At 65.8% G+C, this 16,229-nt stretch carries 14 protein-coding genes; 13 read left to right on the top strand and 1 reads right to left on the bottom strand.

The features are described from left to right. Positions 1–143 precede the first annotated feature (143 nt). The 5 genes from EZ313_RS14800 to EZ313_RS14780 all read left to right on the top strand — a co-directional run bounded on the left by EZ313_RS14800 (position 144) and on the right by EZ313_RS14780 (position 6,095). On the top strand, positions 144–1,466 hold the full coding sequence (locus EZ313_RS14800) for a sensor histidine kinase (RefSeq protein WP_167772590.1): 1,323 nt from the start codon (positions 144–146) through the stop codon (positions 1,464–1,466). Then, entirely contained in the window at positions 1,463–2,869 is a 1,407-nt protein-coding gene (locus EZ313_RS14795) for a sigma-54-dependent transcriptional regulator (protein ID WP_135264052.1), read from the top strand. Before EZ313_RS14800 ends, EZ313_RS14795 begins: the two co-directional genes overlap by 4 nt. Positions 2,870–3,050: 181 nt before the next feature. Beyond that, positions 3,051–3,365, top strand: coding sequence for a hypothetical protein (locus EZ313_RS14790; protein ID WP_135264051.1), 315 nt, complete (start codon positions 3,051–3,053; stop codon positions 3,363–3,365). A gap of 378 nt (positions 3,366–3,743) precedes the next feature. Then, a complete protein-coding gene (locus EZ313_RS14785; RefSeq protein WP_167772589.1) occupies positions 3,744–4,205 on the top strand; it encodes an SCO family protein in 462 nt (153 codons plus the stop codon). Positions 4,206–4,280: 75 nt separating this feature from the next. Then, positions 4,281–6,095, top strand: a complete 1,815-nt coding sequence (locus EZ313_RS14780; protein ID WP_135264049.1) for a multicopper oxidase family protein — start codon at positions 4,281–4,283, stop codon at positions 6,093–6,095. Positions 6,096–6,125: 30 nt separating this feature from the next. On the opposite strand, the gene EZ313_RS14775 is transcribed toward EZ313_RS14780, so the two are convergent. Next, entirely contained in the window at positions 6,126–7,064 is a 939-nt protein-coding gene (locus tag EZ313_RS14775) for a hypothetical protein (protein ID WP_135264048.1), read from the bottom strand. 210 nt (positions 7,065–7,274) lie between these two features. On the opposite strand from EZ313_RS14775, the gene EZ313_RS14770 reads away from it, so the two are divergent. The 8 genes from EZ313_RS14770 to EZ313_RS14735 all read left to right on the top strand — a co-directional run bounded on the left by EZ313_RS14770 (position 7,275) and on the right by EZ313_RS14735 (position 16,227). Further along, entirely contained in the window at positions 7,275–7,742 is a 468-nt protein-coding gene (locus EZ313_RS14770; RefSeq protein ID WP_135264047.1) for a response regulator, read from the top strand. A gap of 123 nt (positions 7,743–7,865) precedes the next feature. Beyond that, a complete protein-coding gene (locus tag EZ313_RS14765; RefSeq protein ID WP_135264046.1) occupies positions 7,866–8,246 on the top strand; it encodes a hypothetical protein in 381 nt (126 codons plus the stop codon). 23 nt (positions 8,247–8,269) lie between these two features. Then, positions 8,270–8,842 carry a GspH/FimT family protein gene (locus EZ313_RS14760; protein WP_135264045.1) on the top strand — a complete coding sequence of 191 codons (573 nt, stop codon included), beginning with the start codon at positions 8,270–8,272 and terminating at the stop codon, positions 8,840–8,842. A gap of 80 nt (positions 8,843–8,922) precedes the next feature. After that, positions 8,923–9,453, top strand: coding sequence for a hypothetical protein (locus EZ313_RS14755; protein ID WP_135264044.1), 531 nt, complete (start codon positions 8,923–8,925; stop codon positions 9,451–9,453). Between the two features lie 449 nt (positions 9,454–9,902). After that, a complete protein-coding gene (locus EZ313_RS14750; RefSeq protein ID WP_135264043.1) occupies positions 9,903–10,793 on the top strand; it encodes a hypothetical protein in 891 nt (296 codons plus the stop codon). Next, positions 10,783–13,254 (top strand): heparinase II/III family protein, encoded by a 2,472-nt coding sequence (locus EZ313_RS14745; protein ID WP_135264042.1) that lies wholly within the window; start codon positions 10,783–10,785, stop codon positions 13,252–13,254. Before EZ313_RS14750 ends, EZ313_RS14745 begins: the two co-directional genes overlap by 11 nt. 538 nt (positions 13,255–13,792) lie before the next feature. Further along, on the top strand, positions 13,793–15,649 hold the full coding sequence (locus EZ313_RS14740) for a hypothetical protein (RefSeq protein ID WP_135264041.1): 1,857 nt from the start codon (positions 13,793–13,795) through the stop codon (positions 15,647–15,649). Between the two features lie 398 nt (positions 15,650–16,047). Beyond that, on the top strand, positions 16,048–16,227 hold the full coding sequence (locus EZ313_RS14735; RefSeq protein ID WP_135264040.1) for a hypothetical protein: 180 nt from the start codon (positions 16,048–16,050) through the stop codon (positions 16,225–16,227). Positions 16,228–16,229: the final 2 nt, after the last annotated feature.

The raw sequence follows: 16,229 nt of genomic DNA, 5'->3' as shown, positions 1-16,229 counted from the left end.
ACGCTACAAACATGTTGTAGGCATGGGCTGACAGCGGGCGCATATTGGGCGAATGGCTCATGCGACTTGCTTTACGCAAGCGTTCCATTCGTTCGGCAGGGGGGCGGTCGCGTAGCGCGCGACCCGGGACCCGCGCGCAGCCCATGCAGAACCCCTTCAAGCTCACGCGCCGGTTCGCGATCCTCGGGCTGCTGCTGACCGTCGCCGTCAGCGTCGCGTCGTCGTTCTTCCTCTCGCGGTTCATGGTGCGCAACCTGCTGCGGCAGGACGCCACCGTGAGCAGGGACTTCGTCCAGAGCGTGGTGGAGGTCCAGCAGGCCTGGGAGTATTTCAGCGGGCGCCGGGCGGGGGACACCAACCTTGGCGAGTTCTTCAGCCGCATCGCCGCGATGCCGCACGTGGTGCGCACCAACGTCTTCTCGACCGAACGCACGATCGTCTGGTCCAGCGATCCCGCGCTGATCGGCAGGCGGTTCGACCGCAACCCGGAACTGGAAGCTGCCCTCGGCGGTCGCCTGGAGGTCTCGCTGGACGACCAGAAGTCGAAACCCGAACACGTAGCCCTCGACGGCGAACACCCGAAGTACGTGGTCGAGAACTATCTCCCGGTGCGAAGGAACGGCGAGGTCATCGGCGTCGTGGAGATGTACAAGAGCTCGCGCGCGCTGTTCGACTCGATCGACGAAGGGCTGCAGCTGATCTGGCTGAGCGGCCTGGGCGGCGGGATCTTCCTCTATGGCGTCCTCGTGTGGGTGGTGCTGCGCGCCGAGCGGATCATCCGCGCCCAGCAGGCCAGCCTGGTGCAGCACGAAACCCTGGCCGCGCTGGGAACGATGGCCTCGGCCGTGGCACACGGCATCCGCAACCCGCTGGCCTCGATCCGCTCGAGCGCCGAGCTCAATCTGGACAACGAATCCGCGCCTGTGCGCGAGGCCAGCGAGGACATCGTCGACGAAGTGGACCGGCTCGAACGCTGGGTGCGCGACCTGCTCGCGTACGCGGTGCCGGAGGCGGGCGAGCCCGAGAACGTGCGGGTTTCGCAGGTCCTGCACGACAGCCTCAATGCATTCGAAGGCGTCTTCGCCAAGCGTGACATCCGCGTGTCGTCCGACGCGCTCCAGTCCGCCGCAGTGGTGCGCGGCGACCACGCCTTGCTGACGCAGGTGTTCAACTGCCTGCTGACCAACGCGATGGAAGCGATGCCGCAGGGCGGTGAGTTGCAGCTGAAGACGGCGCCCGTGGGAGCTGGGCGCCTGCGCGTGAGCATCAGCGACACCGGACACGGGTTCTCCGCGTCCGACCTGCAGAACGCCTTCGTGCCGCGCAGGTCGACCAAGCGAACCGGGCTTGGTGTGGGGCTTCCGCTCAGCAAACGCATCCTCGAGCGCTTCGGCGGGAGCATCGAGCTGGTCAGCCGGGCCACGGGCGGGGCGACGGTCAACGTCGATCTGCCGATCGCCAGATGAACCGCTCCGTCCTGATCATCGAGGACAACGCCACGCTGGCCAAGAACATGGCCACGTATCTGCGCCAGCATGGCTGGGAAACGCGCACCGCGCCCGAAGCCGGGGACGCGCTGACGCAGATCGCCGATTCACCGCCCGACGTCGTGCTGGTGGACTACAGCCTGCCGGGCATGGACGGCCTCGAGCTGCTTCGGCGGATGCGCGTGGACCACCCGGACGTCAAGTCCATCATGGTCACCGGCCACGGCAGCGTGGACATCGCGGTCGAGGCGATGAAGTCGGGCGCGTGCGACTATCTCTCCAAGCCGATTGCGCTGAGCGACCTCAAGCTGACGGTGGAGAAGGCGATCCACGGGGGGTCGGCCGTCCGGCGCAGCGAGCCGGGCACCGCTGCGAGCGCCGCCGGACTCGACAAGCTGCTGGGTGAGTCTGCCGCGATGCAGATGCTCAAGGAGCAGCTGCGCCGGCTGCTTGAGGCCGAGCACGCGCTGCGCGACCGGGACCGTCCGGCGGTGCTGATCATGGGCGAGACCGGCACCGGAAAGGAACTCGTCGCGCGCGCGATCCACGAAGGCGGGCCGCGGCGCGAGGGCCCCTTCATCGAGCTGAACTGCGCTTCGATCCCGGCGGCGCTGATCGAGTCCGAGCTGTTCGGGTTCGAGCGCGGCGCGTTCACCGATGCGCGCGATCGCAAGCGCGGCCTGGTCGAATTGGCGGAGGAGGGGACTCTGTTCCTCGACGAGATCGGAGAGCTCGACCTGCCCGCGCAATCCAAGCTGCTCAAGCTGATCGAAGACCGCGTCACGCGCCGGCTCGGCGGCGTGCGGGAGCATCGCAGCAACGTGCGCATTGTCGCCGCGACCAACCAGGACCTGGAGCGGCTGGTCGCTTCGGGGCGTTTTCGCGGCGACCTCTTCTTCCGGCTGCGCATCGTGCTGATCCGCGTGCCGCCATTGCGAGAACGAAGCGGCGACATCCTGCTGCTGGCCCGCCACTTCGTCCGCCTGCACGGACAGCGGTACGGCAGGCCCAACATGTACCTGTCTCCCAGCAGCGAAGACCTGCTGGCCGGCTACAGCTGGCCCGGCAACGTGCGTGAATTGCGCAACTGCCTCGAGCAGGCGGTACTGATGGCGCCACGCGACGAGATCGGGCCGGAGCGGCTGGTGCTGTCACCGATGGCCGCCATGGGCATGAACCAGCCGCCTCCTTCGTCCTCCCAGCCGTTGCTGCCGGAGCAAGGGGTGGTGCTGGAGGAGTTCGAAGGCACGCTGATTCAACAAGCGCTTGCGCGCACGAAGTGGAACGTGACGCGCGCCGCCAAGCTGCTCGGCCTTTCGCGCGACACGCTGCGCTACCGCATCGAAAAGCTGGACCTCAAGCCGCCGCCCGGACGGCAGTGACCGGGGCAAGTGGGTGAAATGCCCCACCCAACCGGGGGTTCTCACCGTGCGCCCAGGCGCGGACCGGCTGAACGGAACCGCTGCGACCGCGCTCCCACGAAAGACTTGGTCCCGGTGTCCGCCCTTGTGCCGAACTGGCACGGGCCATGCATGGCGTTCGGTCCCTTCCGGAAGAACCGCCATGAATCCCCAGCAGATCTACGTGGTCGCACAGGAGCGGCACTTGAGCGACATCTCCGATCCCGATGATTCGCCGGTCGATCCCGCCATCGATCAGATCGAGGTCGACATCTGCGCAGACTCGCCGCTGCGCATCGAGAGCATGCCCGACGGCGGCCTGCACATCACTTGCTACCAGCTGGTGGGACAGCAGGAGCTGGTGGCGATGCTGCTGCGCTTCACTCCCGAGGCGGCTGCCAACCTGATCGGCGGGCTGTACCGCGCCATCGAAGCAGGGGAGATCGGGCTGCGCGGCGAAGAGCCGCCGCCGCACTGAGCGACGCAGCGCTCGCCGCGAGGCAACGCGCGGACGCTGCGAGGTTGCGGCCCTTTCGGCTACCCAGAACTGGGTAGTCCGCTGTCCTGCGCCGCGCAGCTGCGTAGCGCCCGTTTCACTTCGAGAACACAAATGCGCTTGCGCGTTCGAGGGCCTCAAGCAAACTGACCCGATCCTTCCCGCAACGGGAAGGGGAGGAGAAGCGCCATGGAGCCTGTTGTCGCCGGTGCACCGAGCTCGGTTCGCTCCTGCACGGTGCTCCGACGACGGCATTTCGCCACGGTGCTCGCTCTCTCTCCTCTCGCGATTTCCGGGCCGGCGGAAGCCGTTCCGAGCGCGTCGCCCCCTGGCCGCGACGATCTGCCCAAGGTCGTTCTGGTGAACCAGGACAGCCAGCCCGTCCGCTTCTACGACGACCTGGTTCGCGGCGACCATGTGGTGGCCATCAACTTCATGTTCGCGCAGTGCTCGGACATCTGTCCGTCGACCACGGCCAACCTTGCGAGGGTGCAGGCCCTGCTGGGCGAGCGCCTCGGGCGCGACGTGCGCATGGCGTCGATCAGCATCGACCCCCGGCGGGACACGCCGCCCATCCTCAAGGCCTATGCCCGCAACTTCGGCGCGCGCCCCGGCTGGCAGTTCCTGACCGGCCGGCCCAAGGACATCGAGCGGCTGCGGCGTCACCTGGGCGTGTTCGAGCGCGACCCGGACCTGGACCGCGACATCTCCCAGCACACCGGAATGCTGGTGTACGGCAATGAGGCCCGCGGGCGATGGAGCCGCGTCTCCGCGCTGGCCGACCCGCTGCGCATCTTCGAAAGCATCACCCGCTGGACCTGACGGTCCCCCCGTCCGGCCGGACCGCGCGGCCGCAAGCGTCGCGTGGAGCGCGTCCACTTCAAGGAGGAGATCGTCATGCTGAACCGGCGCAACTTGTTCCACGTGGGCCTGGCGGGTTCGGCCGGCGCCTTGTTGTCCTGGCCCGCGCTTCGAGCGCAATCGCGTCCGCTGACGCCTTTCCTGGACCGCTTGCCCATGCCGCCGGAGCCCACCCCCATCGACTGGGCTCCGAACCAGGTGCCCTTCGCCGACCTCGACCCCGAGGCCGCCGAGTACGTCGATCCGACACAGGCCCGGGGCAAGGCCGGCTTCTACCGGGTCGTGTCCGAGGTGCGATCGGTCAAGTTCCATACCGAGCTGCCGGCGACCGAGATCTGGGGCTACCGGGACGGCAACTCGAGCGGGCCATGGAACTTCGCGTTGGGACCGACATTCAAGCGGTACCTGTCCAATCACAGCGCATTCAGCGGCACGATCGTGCGGCACGAAAGCCAGCTGCCGTCGGTGGAGGAGCACCGCGGATTCGGCGAGCCGATCAGCACGGTGCACCTGCATGGCGGCCACCATCCCGCTCGCTTCGATGGTTACCCCCACGATTTCACCCTGCCTGGCGGCGTCCCGTTCAATGTCACGTTCAGGCGGGGCGGGCACTTCGACTATGCCTACCCGCTCACCGAGCCCGGCTTCTTCAGCGACACCGCCAACCACGGCAGGCACCACGAGCGGGCGTCGACGCTCTGGTACCACGACCACTTCCTTGATTTCACGGCCCCGAACGTCTACCGCGGTCTGGCCGGGTTCTTCCTCGTCTTCGACAACCCGAACGTCGACGCGGCCGACCCCAACCAGGCCAGCATCACCGAGCAGACCCGTGACACCGGAGACGAGAACAACGCGGCGAAGACGCCGAACGCGCTTCGCCTGCCCAGCGGCGAATTCGACGTTCCGCTCGTGCTGCAGGAAAAGACGTTCAACGCGAACGGCCAGCTTGTCTACGACGTCTTCAACACGGACGGTTTCCTGGGCCAGAACTATCTGGTCAACGGCATGGTGCAGCCCTACCTGGCGGTCAAGCGGCGCAAGTACCGGTTCCGCGTCCTGAACGGATCGAACGCGCGGATCTACCACCTCTTCCTGGCCGACCGCAATGGCCGTACCTATCCGATGACGCAGATCGCCACCGAGGGCGGGCTGCTGTCGCGGCCCGTGCGCCGGCCGAGTTTCCTGCTGGCGATGGCCGAACGCGTGGAGGTGGTGATCGACTTCAACGAGTTTCCGTTCCCGCAGTTCAGCGAGGTGTACCTGGTCAACCGTGCCGCGCAGGACGACGGGCGCGGGCCCCGGGGCACCTTCGAACGCCCCGAGCTGTTTAGCGGCACCCGGTTACTCAAGTTCGTGCTCGAGGACGTGGTGCCGGATCCGAGCCAGGTGCCGGCGGTGCTGCGGCCCTTCCCCACGGTGCCGGCGCAGGAGCTTGCTGCGGCGCGCAGGCGGACATTCGAGTTCGATCGCACCAACGGGCAGTGGGCCATCAACGGACGGCTCGCGGGTGACCTGAGCCGGGTTTCGGCGAATCCGAGCATCGGGGTGGGCGAGATCTGGCGGCTGGTGAACAAGTCCGGCGGCTGGTGGCACCCGATCCACGTGCACCACGAGTTCATGCGGGTGCTCAGGCGCAACGGCAGGCTGCCGTTCGACGGCACCGGCAACGACTTCGGCCAGAGCGTGGAGCGCGACGGCGTGGCGCGCAAGGACACCATCCTGCTGGGCCCGAACAGCGAAGTGGAAGTGTTCGTCCGGTTCGAAGACTACCGGGGCCCGTTCGTCTTCCACTGCCACAACATGGAACACGAGGACCACCAGATGATGGCCCGCTTCGACGTGGTCTGAAGGCCGCAGGGCCGGCGCCGTGGGGCGCCTTCAGTGGGCGGGCCGGGCGTATGCGAAGGGCTGCAAGGCTTCGCGCAACCGGGCAGCGGCCGGTTCGGAGATCAGGCTGAACAGCACACGCGTGAAGCGGGGCTCACCGACGCCCGAAGTGATGTACTGCCAGCGGTAGGCCTTGAGCACGCAATCCCGGAGCTGGTCCTTCTCCACCTGAGTGAAGCGGCTGTTGGCGTTCGAGACGAAGTATTCGACGTCCGAGTTCGCCTGCGACTGGAGAATGCCGTCGATCGCGCCGACGAGCTGGATCAGCTCGTCGACCGCGGCTTCGCGCTGCGCCGGAGTGAGCGCGGCGTCGGCCCTGAGCAGCTCCAGCTCGTCGAGCACGGCATGTTGCGATTCCTCCCGCCAGTGGAACAGGAAGACATCCTTCCAGAGCGGGCAGATCTCCTCCCCGTGCTCGATGCTGGCGCGGAAATGCGCCTGGGTGAACAGCTCGATGTCGAGGGTCAGGGCGAGCACCGCCCACGTGCTCTTGCCGAGGACGGCCCGGCCCACATCGTTCGGATGGGCGACCTGGCGGTATCCCGTGGGCATGCCCTGGTTCATCATCTGCTCGAGGCGGCGGAAAAGGGCCTGGTGCTTCAGCTCCTCGTCGGTCATTCGCACCAGCGCCTCGAGCGCGACTTGGTCCCCGAGCCAGTGGTCGCGGCTGACTTCCAATGCCTTCGCGCCGATGAACCGCTCGACGAGGCCGAACATGAAAGCGTACGTGCGGCCCTGGACCTGCGAGAGAAAACGCCTGTCCTTGTCGGTAAGGAAGGGCACTTCGTCCACGAGGGAGAGCCCCGTCGGCAGGAAGGTGCGGCTGTAGTCGAAGGAGCGCCCGCCGATGACATCCCTGTCGATGTCCCAGCGGACGCGCTGGGAAGCTTCGATGACTCGAGCATATTTGCGACTGTTATCCGTTTGCATGGTTGCTCCTATGGCTGAGGGAGGCCGGGACCATCCACGCAATCTGCTCGTGCCGCCAGACAGGAGGTCATGTCTTCCGTGGAGAGCAAGAGGATCGTCCTGGACGCGCGGCTTACCCGCGCTTACGGAAATCCGATGACCCGAGGCACCTAGCAAGTTGACGCCCACATTCGAACATGACCGCTTCGTAGCGAGCTTAGGAGCAGTTCAATGTGTGGAAAGAGCCATGGGTCCCTGGAGAGCGCGAGCCCATTGCGGGCGTCCCTGTCGGGAGAGACGACCGGGTTGCGCGTACTGCTTGTGGACGACAACAGCGATGCCGTCGAGTCGCTCGGCATCCTTCTCGGCATGTACGGACACTACGTTCTCACGTGCACACATCCGCTCGACGCGCTGGAGGCGGCGCCGGCTTTCGAGCCGGACGTGTGCATCCTGGACATCGGCCTGCCTTCGATCAGTGGCCACGACCTCGCGCGTCGTCTGCAAGCCGCGGGACTCACAAGGACAAGCTTCATCGCCGTCACGGGCTATGGATCGGACGACGTTCGTCAGGAGTCCGCTTCGGCCGGCTTCTCCCTGCACCTCACGAAACCGGTCGATCCGGTGTACCTGCTCGAGCAGCTGTGTGCGCAGCACTGCATGACGGCTCCGAAGTCTTCTGCCAACTTGGCGCCTTGACAGGAAAGGCGGAAATCCGCAGCAGTGCGGGCGCGCCATGGATGACCTTGCTCCTACGATGAGATGAGCTCATGGCCGCAGAGTTGATCCGTAAGCATTGCTTGCGTGTCAACAGGAGCGTCCATGCGCCACCAGGAAGCATTCAGTCGAAGCAAACCATGGGGATGGCTCCTTGGCCCGTTCCTGCCCCGGTCTTTTGACGATGCTCCGGTGACGAGCATCATCGACAGCGAAGAAGTCATCCGCGAGGAAGTGGAGGAGGTCCTGGGCAGATACGCAATCTGCCCGCCTTCCTATCGCCTGCGTCTCCTGATGTGCCCCGAGTCCGAGACCGGCGAGGACCTCCAGTCGGGTCCTGAGGAGTGGGTCATCTATGTCGCACTCACCGACAGGGCCGGCGAGATCGTGGCTGCAATGACGGCGCTCGAGAAGTACCTTCATCGCCGACTCGCCCGCTATGCCATTCGGGTGAAAGCCGTCTACTGGCGAATGCTGCCCGCGTAGTCGTGGCGATTGCACGAGCCAGCATGCAAACCACCGGAACATCCGACAGGCTGCGTCGCACCAGAGGCGTAACGGCGGTTGAGGTGCTGGTCGTTCTCACACTGGTCGCGGTGGTGGTGGCGGTTGCCGCTCCCGGCATGAGGGACTTTCTCGTTCGATCGTCCGTCGCAGCAGGGGCCGAGGCCCTCGTTGAGGCACTGAACACGGCGCGCATGGAGGCCCTGTCGCGCAACGCACAGGTCACGATCTGCAAGTCCTCAAACCCCCATGCGGCAGTTCCGACTTGCGCTGGCAATACGGCTGATTGGCCTGAAGGCTGGATCATCTTCGTTGACCAGTCGGCGATCGGGGCGCTTGACTCGACTGACAGGGTGATCGCGGGGGGAAGAGCCGACGGAAGGATCGAAACGGTTGTCGAGACTCCCACCCGGCTCGCATCGGTGACGTTCAACCCCCTCGGGCCGATCACTGGTTCGCCAGGTACCGTGGAGATCCGCCTCACGTCGGCGCTCTCGGACGGAACGTTCGAACGCGTTATCTGCCTCTCGGTCCTGGGAAGGGCCTCCGTTACCAGGTCAGGAGTTTGCCAGGCATGAGGACACTCGCTCAGTCATCGTGTTCTTACGGGACACGCGACACTCGCCGCGGCCATCGCGGGTGAGTTGATGCATCTAATATGAATCTGCTTTCCTTTTTCATCCCGAGCCGGAAGCCCAATCCGGGCAAGCGTCAAGAACACCGCCCTGGTCCCGACCAACGGGGATCCGTCAGGCGCGAAATAGTCAAGCTGTCACTGCGGGAGACCCTGGTGCGGGCCAGAGTGCCGGCCGAATGGGTGGGGTTCGAACTCTTGCCCGTCGCACAACAAGGGACACCGCACGTTGCCCATGTCCGGCTGATCCTCTCGCAATGGGATGGCAGGCCGGTCTACTCGATCTTCGAACTGGAGCGCAGCTTCATGCGCCGGATGAAGTTGTTGGACTCCACTTCGAGTGATTGGGTTCGCGGCATCAGTTGGCGCCTGGCGCTTCCTTTGGCGAGGATGCCCGTGGCAGCAGAGACGATGCCGAATGAGCCCGCCGGCACCGCCAGTCCTGCACCGGCGAAGAGCGCGAACGTCGAGCCCTTGCTCGAGCCCGATCGTGAGCAGCAGTACGCCTCCCGTGGCGACCATCCGGATTTCAGTCCGACGCAGCCGATGCTCTGACACAGTGGGTGGCAGCGCGCCCGCGGCAAGCTTCGCGGCTTACCGATTCGAGAAGCTCAATTCACCCCGTCGTCCGATAGATTCTGGATCGGCACCGTGTCTGCAAACGGCGGGGCCGCCTCAGCAGTGGCCTCCTCCCAGGCAGCCCAAACGCTTTCCCCGTCCGACTCGATCGTCTCCGGCAGCGGGATGACGTCGCCCGGAACGTAAGGAATTTCGAGAGAAGCTGCTCCTGGCTTTCTCTGCGGTGACTTCTCCCCATCGGGGCCAGTTTCTGAGCGTGAGCGCGTGTCCACTGCAACCACCATTCCTCTGCTCGATCGGAATGGCATCGTCACTTTCAGCTTCTGCGCGGAGCAGGCGATAAGTCATCCACGAATGACGTTCGCTCCTTCATCGCTATCGGTCGGCACCCTAGCCTTGACTTCTCCAAGCACTGAGGTGACGCCATGGTTCGCTTCCTGTCTTACGTGTTCTTGTTCTTGCTGATGGCCACGGCTGGCGGTTGTGGCGGAGGAGGTGGGGGATCTGCCCTGGATCCTCAGGTCCTCGCCGAGGGCATTTCGACGGAAGAAGTTCTTCCGGAGGATCAGGGCTCGGGCGACCGCAACCTCATTCCGCCGAACTTCGTCGTTGTCGTGCCCGGACCGGGCAGTGGGGGCCAAGGCGCTGATTGGGTCATGTGGCCTGAAAGTCTGGCTACCCATGTCCTCGACGCAAACAACCTCTATGCACACTCCGACCAAGCCTTGAGCTGGCCGGCCAATGGCGTCGGGATTTACTCGAGCCGAGCCGATTGCTCCGGGTACGTCACACGTTCCTTGTTGAAGGCGTTCGATCTCACGACCGACAACATGAAGGCTTGGATGGGGAGCACGGGGCCTTCTTCCGCTCGTTATCACGACAACATCGTCTTCAAGAACAACTTCCAACAGATCGAAATTGCCTCTGATATCCGCCGCGGCGACATCGTTGCGATCAAGTATCTCGACAAGACGAGCGGCGGAACCGGGCACACGATGATCGCGGCCAGCGCGCCCGTCTTGCGTACAACGCCGACAAAGCCACTTATCGCGGGAACGAACCAGTTCGAGCTCCGCATCATCGACTCCACCTCCTCGCCACACGGCACGGGTGACACGCGCAAAGGCACGGCCGCCGACGGTTCGGACCAGAACGGCGCAGGACTGGGCACGATGCGCATCTACGCCGACGCAACTTCTGGATTGATCACCGGATACACCTGGAGCTTGTCGACGGGTTCTTCCTACTACACAGCGAACAGTCCAGCGGAAGATCGCCGAAGCCTCGTTGTCGGGAGGATGACCTTTGCAGACTGAAGCCGTCTATCCCGGAGATCGCCGCTTGCGAGCGGCCGTCTCGCTGCGCTTCCTGGCGCTAGTGCTCGCGCTGCTGGTTCTGTCATGCGGCGGGGGCAGTGGTTCGACGGAGCAAGCCCCCACCTCCGCGGCCTGTCTGCTCGTCGATGAAGCATCAGGCTGCCACGAAGCGAACTTCCGCCCGACACATCCCCGCATCTCCATCGACGCGGAGCGCCTGTCCATGTTGCAGGCCAAGGCTGGACGGCTCCCGGACGGGTCGCTCGGGGCGCCTACGAACGACGAGAACTGGCAGGTCATCTATCCCTACCTCAAGTCGCAGGCCCGGCTGACGCAGGGCTACGACTACGGTCTTGAAGCATGGCACTTCGCCCTTGCGCATGTGGTGACGCGCGAAGAGGAGTTCGCCGATCGGGCGATCCACTTCGCCGACCGGATGGTGGCGAACCTAACGAGCGATCCCATCGATCCGTCTTCGGATTCGCCGCCATGCGTCGCGCGATACCCGGCGGATCTTCCCCCGACCGACTTCGCCAACCCTGGCCGATGCCTCTCGGCCGGGCAGTACCTGTACGCGCACTACTACGTCAAGAACGTCGCGTTGGTGTACGACTGGCTCCATGACCGCCTCACCCCTGAGCAGAAGGAAAGCTACCGCGCCTACATGAGGGCGGCGGTCGACCGGATCTGGAACAACCGCGTGGACGGCGGCTGGGCGCTGGATGATCCCGCCAACAACTACCACTACGGGTACCTTGCGGCGACGATGCTGCAGGTGCTCGCGACCTGGGGCGAGGACGAAGCCTCGGTGCGGAACTGGAACTTCATCATGCGGGACAAGTGGCCCCACATCGTCGGCTACCTGAACGGCGACGGACGAGGAGGCTACTGGCATGAAGGCACCCACTACGGCCGCAAGTCCAAGCTCGACCTGGTCGAGGTCCTGCTCTGGTTGCGCGATGCTTCCGTCGGTCGCCGGCTCGACCTCTTCAAGGCGCCCGGGTTCACGTATGCCGAGGAAGCCGCGCGCTTCCAGCTCTACTCGACCCAGCCGGACGTCTTCTCCAAGCGCGGGCAGCACGGCTATCGGGGATCGCCGTACGACGCGGCCAACAACCCGCCTACGCTCCTGCAGGTCGGCGACCTCGCGAGCCATGCCCAAGGCGCGATGACCTCCCTTGATGTGTCCTTGATGACGATGCTTTCAGACGGACTCTCGGGCCGGCCCGCAGGCGCTTCGGCGCAGTACTGGCTTCGCGAACATTCGGCCGGAGTGCTCCGCAGCCGACGCAGCCGCATCCACGAATTCCTGTTCGACGATCCTTCCAGAGGCTCGCAAGACTTCCGGTCGGAGACCGTCCTCCCGACGTTCACTGCGTCGGCGCACTGGTTTCACTCCCGCAGCGACTGGACTGCCGATGCGACGGCAGTGAGCTTCTTCAGCGCCAGCGGACCGCAGATCGCAAGCCACCAGCACCGCGACCAGAACAGCTTCGTCGTGTGGCACAAGGGCTGGCAGGCCGCCGACCTGAACAGCTGGAGCGGAAGCGGTCTCGCTGACGACACGGCCGTGCACAACACCCTGCTGCTGAACGGCCAAGGACAGCGCACTCCGATTCTCGACCCGCGATTCAGCGCCAACGATCCGGGCTACGGGCGCATCGCGGCCGTCCACGCATCGACAGCGGTGCCCGGCCTGAGGGCGGTGATCGGCGATGCGGCCGCCGCCTACGGTGTGCCCGAAGACTTCGGCCGCAAGGTGCGAAGGACGCTCCAGCGCTTCGACCGATTGCTCGTGCACTACAGGCACATCGTCGTCGTGGGGGATTCCGTCGTCACTTCGAACGGAGCAGCAGACAAGATCACGTACGCCGTTCACAGCAGGGGCGAGTTCGCGCCGCTCGACCCCAGAACCTTCGTCTCGGCTGCTCCTTGCGGCGAGAGCATGTTCTCGGGACCCGACTGCATCGATGCGATGCAAGGCGGGCGGATGGTTCACACGACCGTGGTTCCAGCCAATCCTGTGCTGAGACCCGTTACCGGCTTCTCCGGACGATCGAGCCCTGCCATCGACGGTTTCGGGCTGGAACTCGACGTCAGTGGTCTGGCAGTGGTGATGTTGAACGCGATGACGTTCACCGACCGCTCTTCTGCGGCGCTCCCCATCGTTGAAGCCGTTGACAACGATGCGGGTTTCGCAGGAGCGAGGGTTGACCACGACGGCGCCGCGCTGCTGGTCCTGCTCCGGGCTGATGCATCGGCAGGTCCGGTGGAGTCAATGCGGTTCACGGTGACCGCAACTGGGCCGCACGCCCTCCTCATCTCGGGCCTGGTCACGGGCCGGTACCGGATCACCCAGCCCGACGGGAGCGGGATCGACGACATCGCCGTCGGGTCGGACGGTCTCTTGTCCGCCACCGTCAACGCCGGCGGGCAGATCAGCGTCACGCGCACTCAGTGACACGCGCGTCGCGGCGGTCACGCCGCACGCGTTGACCTGCGGCAGCTCTGCATGCCAGCTCCCTGCTCGGGCCATTGCCGGGCTGACTCGGCCGTTCTTTCGAACAATTACGTCCCATTCAAACAGTGACCGCGTCATCGGTCACTGAGGCGTGGCCACGCTTTCGAGCCGTCTGAGTCGGCAGGTCCGCCATCAACGGTCGAGTTCGCTTCTGCTCGTGCTAGAGATTCCATAGCAGTTGCCGCCACAGGCACGCACGTTCGCTGCGGCCCCGCTGCTCTCCGCGCAACGGCGTTTCCGCTGGCCAGGTACCGCTGCGCCCCGGGTTCGGGTGTAGCGTGCGCCCGCACCGCCGCGTGCCTTCCCGCCCCAAAAAACAGGATGGAGCGGCTGGTCCGCCACCCGCAGACTGACTCCAGGAGTTTGTGGAGTGGACATGACGAACAAGAACACCTCTTCAGGCCGTCTTGCGCCTCGACAGCCGGCGGGCCGATCCCGCGGGAACTTCCGGGCCTTTGGAGCAGCGGCATGCCTCGCATTGCTGGCCGCCGGCGCGTCGGCGCAAGCACCGAACGTCTCGGTCGGCTCGAAAGCGGAGCAGTGGTTGCCCGCGGGAACGCCCGCAGATCCGTACTGGATCGTCGACAACCGATGGGGCCAGGGTTCGATCGCCGACGGCCAGTACTACCAGGGCGTCGGAGCGGGCCAGGGCGTTGGCCCCAACGGGGAAGTGGCGTTCCGCATGAAGTGGACCTGGCCGCAGGGCAGCACCGAGGTCAAGTCGTTTCCGGCCGCCGTCTACGGCCGCAAGCCCGGACATGCGGGGTATCCCGACAGCGGAGGCGGATTCTTCCCCTTGCAGATCCCGCTCGCGCCGCTCAAGGCCAAGTTCGCGTTCCAGCACAACGAAACGCCGACGGGCCAGGGCCAACTCACGTTCGATCTCTGGCTGCAATCCAGTTCGAAGCAGGACACGGGCTGGTTCAACTCGTCGATCACGCACGAGATCATGATCCCGCTGGACTACTGGGGGGGCTACGGCGCCCACAAGGCGCCCGGCGGACGCAACCCGGCCTGGTACGACCACGATGTCTCCATCAACGGCAGGCTGTTCCACGTCTACATCTTCAAGGACGGCGACGGCTGCAGCCGCTACAACTTCGGCACGATCAACGGCAGCTATGGCAAGACGGGCTGGAAGCTGATCGCCTTCGTACCGGCTGAAATGCCGGTCGGGCCGGGCGAGATCGACCTCAGCGCGATCGTGAACCACATCGCGACCCGGACCGACCCTTGCGGCCAGCGGTGGGCCGAGGGAAACGAGTTCGTGGTCAGCGCCGAGCTGGGCGTCGAGCCGGTGGTCGGCAGCGGCGACATCACCGTGTACGACTACAAGGTTTCGGCGGGCGCGGCGTCGGGCATCAGCGCCGGCGTGGTCACGTTCCCCAGGAACAACACCGGCCTGATCCACGGCGGTGGCTTCACTGGCGGCTATGGCGGTGCGCACACGGGCCAGAATGCCGGCAATCCTGCCAAGCCCGGTGCGGGCACAGCGAACCCCGGCACGGGCGGCAACACCGGCACGGGCGGCAACGCCGGCACGGGCGGCAACTCGGGTTCCGGCGGCAGCGCCAGCACGGGCGGCAACACGGGCACGGGCGGCCAGGCGGCCCCTGGCGGCAACAACAGCGGTGGCAAGAAGCCGGACCAGGACAAGAAGGCGGACAGGGACAGGGACCGGGACGACAGGGGCAAGGGTCACGGCCACGGCAGCAACTCGGGCCCCGGCTCTGGCACGAACACAGGCGGCACTGGCGCGAATACCGGCGGCACGGCCACGCCCACGCCCACGCCCACGGGCACAGCTACTGGTACACCCACGGTCACCCCCACGGGCACAACCACAGGCACGACCACGGTGACACCCACGGGCACGACTTCAGGTACATCGACCGTCACCCCCACGGGCACAACTACAGGGACAGCCACCGTCACACCCACGGGCGCAACGACGGGCACGGCCACCGTGACACCCACAGGCACAACCAGTGGCACGACCACCGTGACACCTGCAGGCACGCCCGCCGGCACGCCCACGATCACGCCCACGGGCACTGCCACGACCACGGGCACGACCACGGGCACGACCACCGGCTCGGCTCCGGGTGCTGGCACGAACCCCGGTCCCGGCACCGGCGGAGCGCCCGGCACGGGCGCTCCGCCAGATCCCGCCGGCTTGGCAACCCCGGGCAATCCCGCAGGACCGGCGCTACCGCCTCAGGCGGCGGGGCTACCCGCTCAGGCGTCGCCACCGGTACCACCGCAGGCAGCGGCAGCGATACCGCCGCAGGCACCGCCGGCGATACCGCTGCAGGCGACGGCGCTGCCACCGTAAAGCAAGCGGCGCATACCGCTCAGGGCGGTGGCGAGTGCTGCAAACCTGCCACGGCTGATCCGCCCGGCACCCCTGACGCGGTTCTGCAAAGGAAGAGCGTCCTTGACAGCCGCCCGCCAACCCGAAGGTAGGAGAAAACTCACAGCCGCGGTGGACAACTCTGTGGGAAAGCCCTGTGCTTCCCAGCAAAGCTTGCGTGGACATTCGCTTTCGACGTTCTGCCTAAAAAAGAGGCAATCCCGCTGCGCATGCGGGCGGGTGCTCACATCCTTTACGGTACGTTGCAGCGAGCTGCGGCTCCTCCGCACCGCTTCCGGCACGTTGCCGTCCCTGTCCTACAGCCGAGTCACACCCGCGCGGCCACCATCTGCGCCTGACTCAGCAAGGAGGACACAACCATGGAAGACACCGGCCTCGACGACTTCGAACCGCCGCCCACGCACCGGAAGGTATTCGCCGGCCTGCTGCACCGCATCTGCGGCGTGCAGGCGCCGTCGGCGCCTTTTCGGGAGAGCGATTTCGAGCCGTCGGAAAGTCGCTGGAGCGGTTTCGACCTGGAGCCCGGCCGCGCGGAATAGGG

Source organism: Ramlibacter henchirensis (assembly GCF_004682015.1).
Taxonomy (GTDB): Bacteria; Pseudomonadota; Gammaproteobacteria; order Burkholderiales; family Burkholderiaceae_C; genus Ramlibacter; species Ramlibacter henchirensis.
Note: the sequence above shows the minus strand (reverse complement) of the source record. Positions and strands in the feature narration are given on the sequence as shown.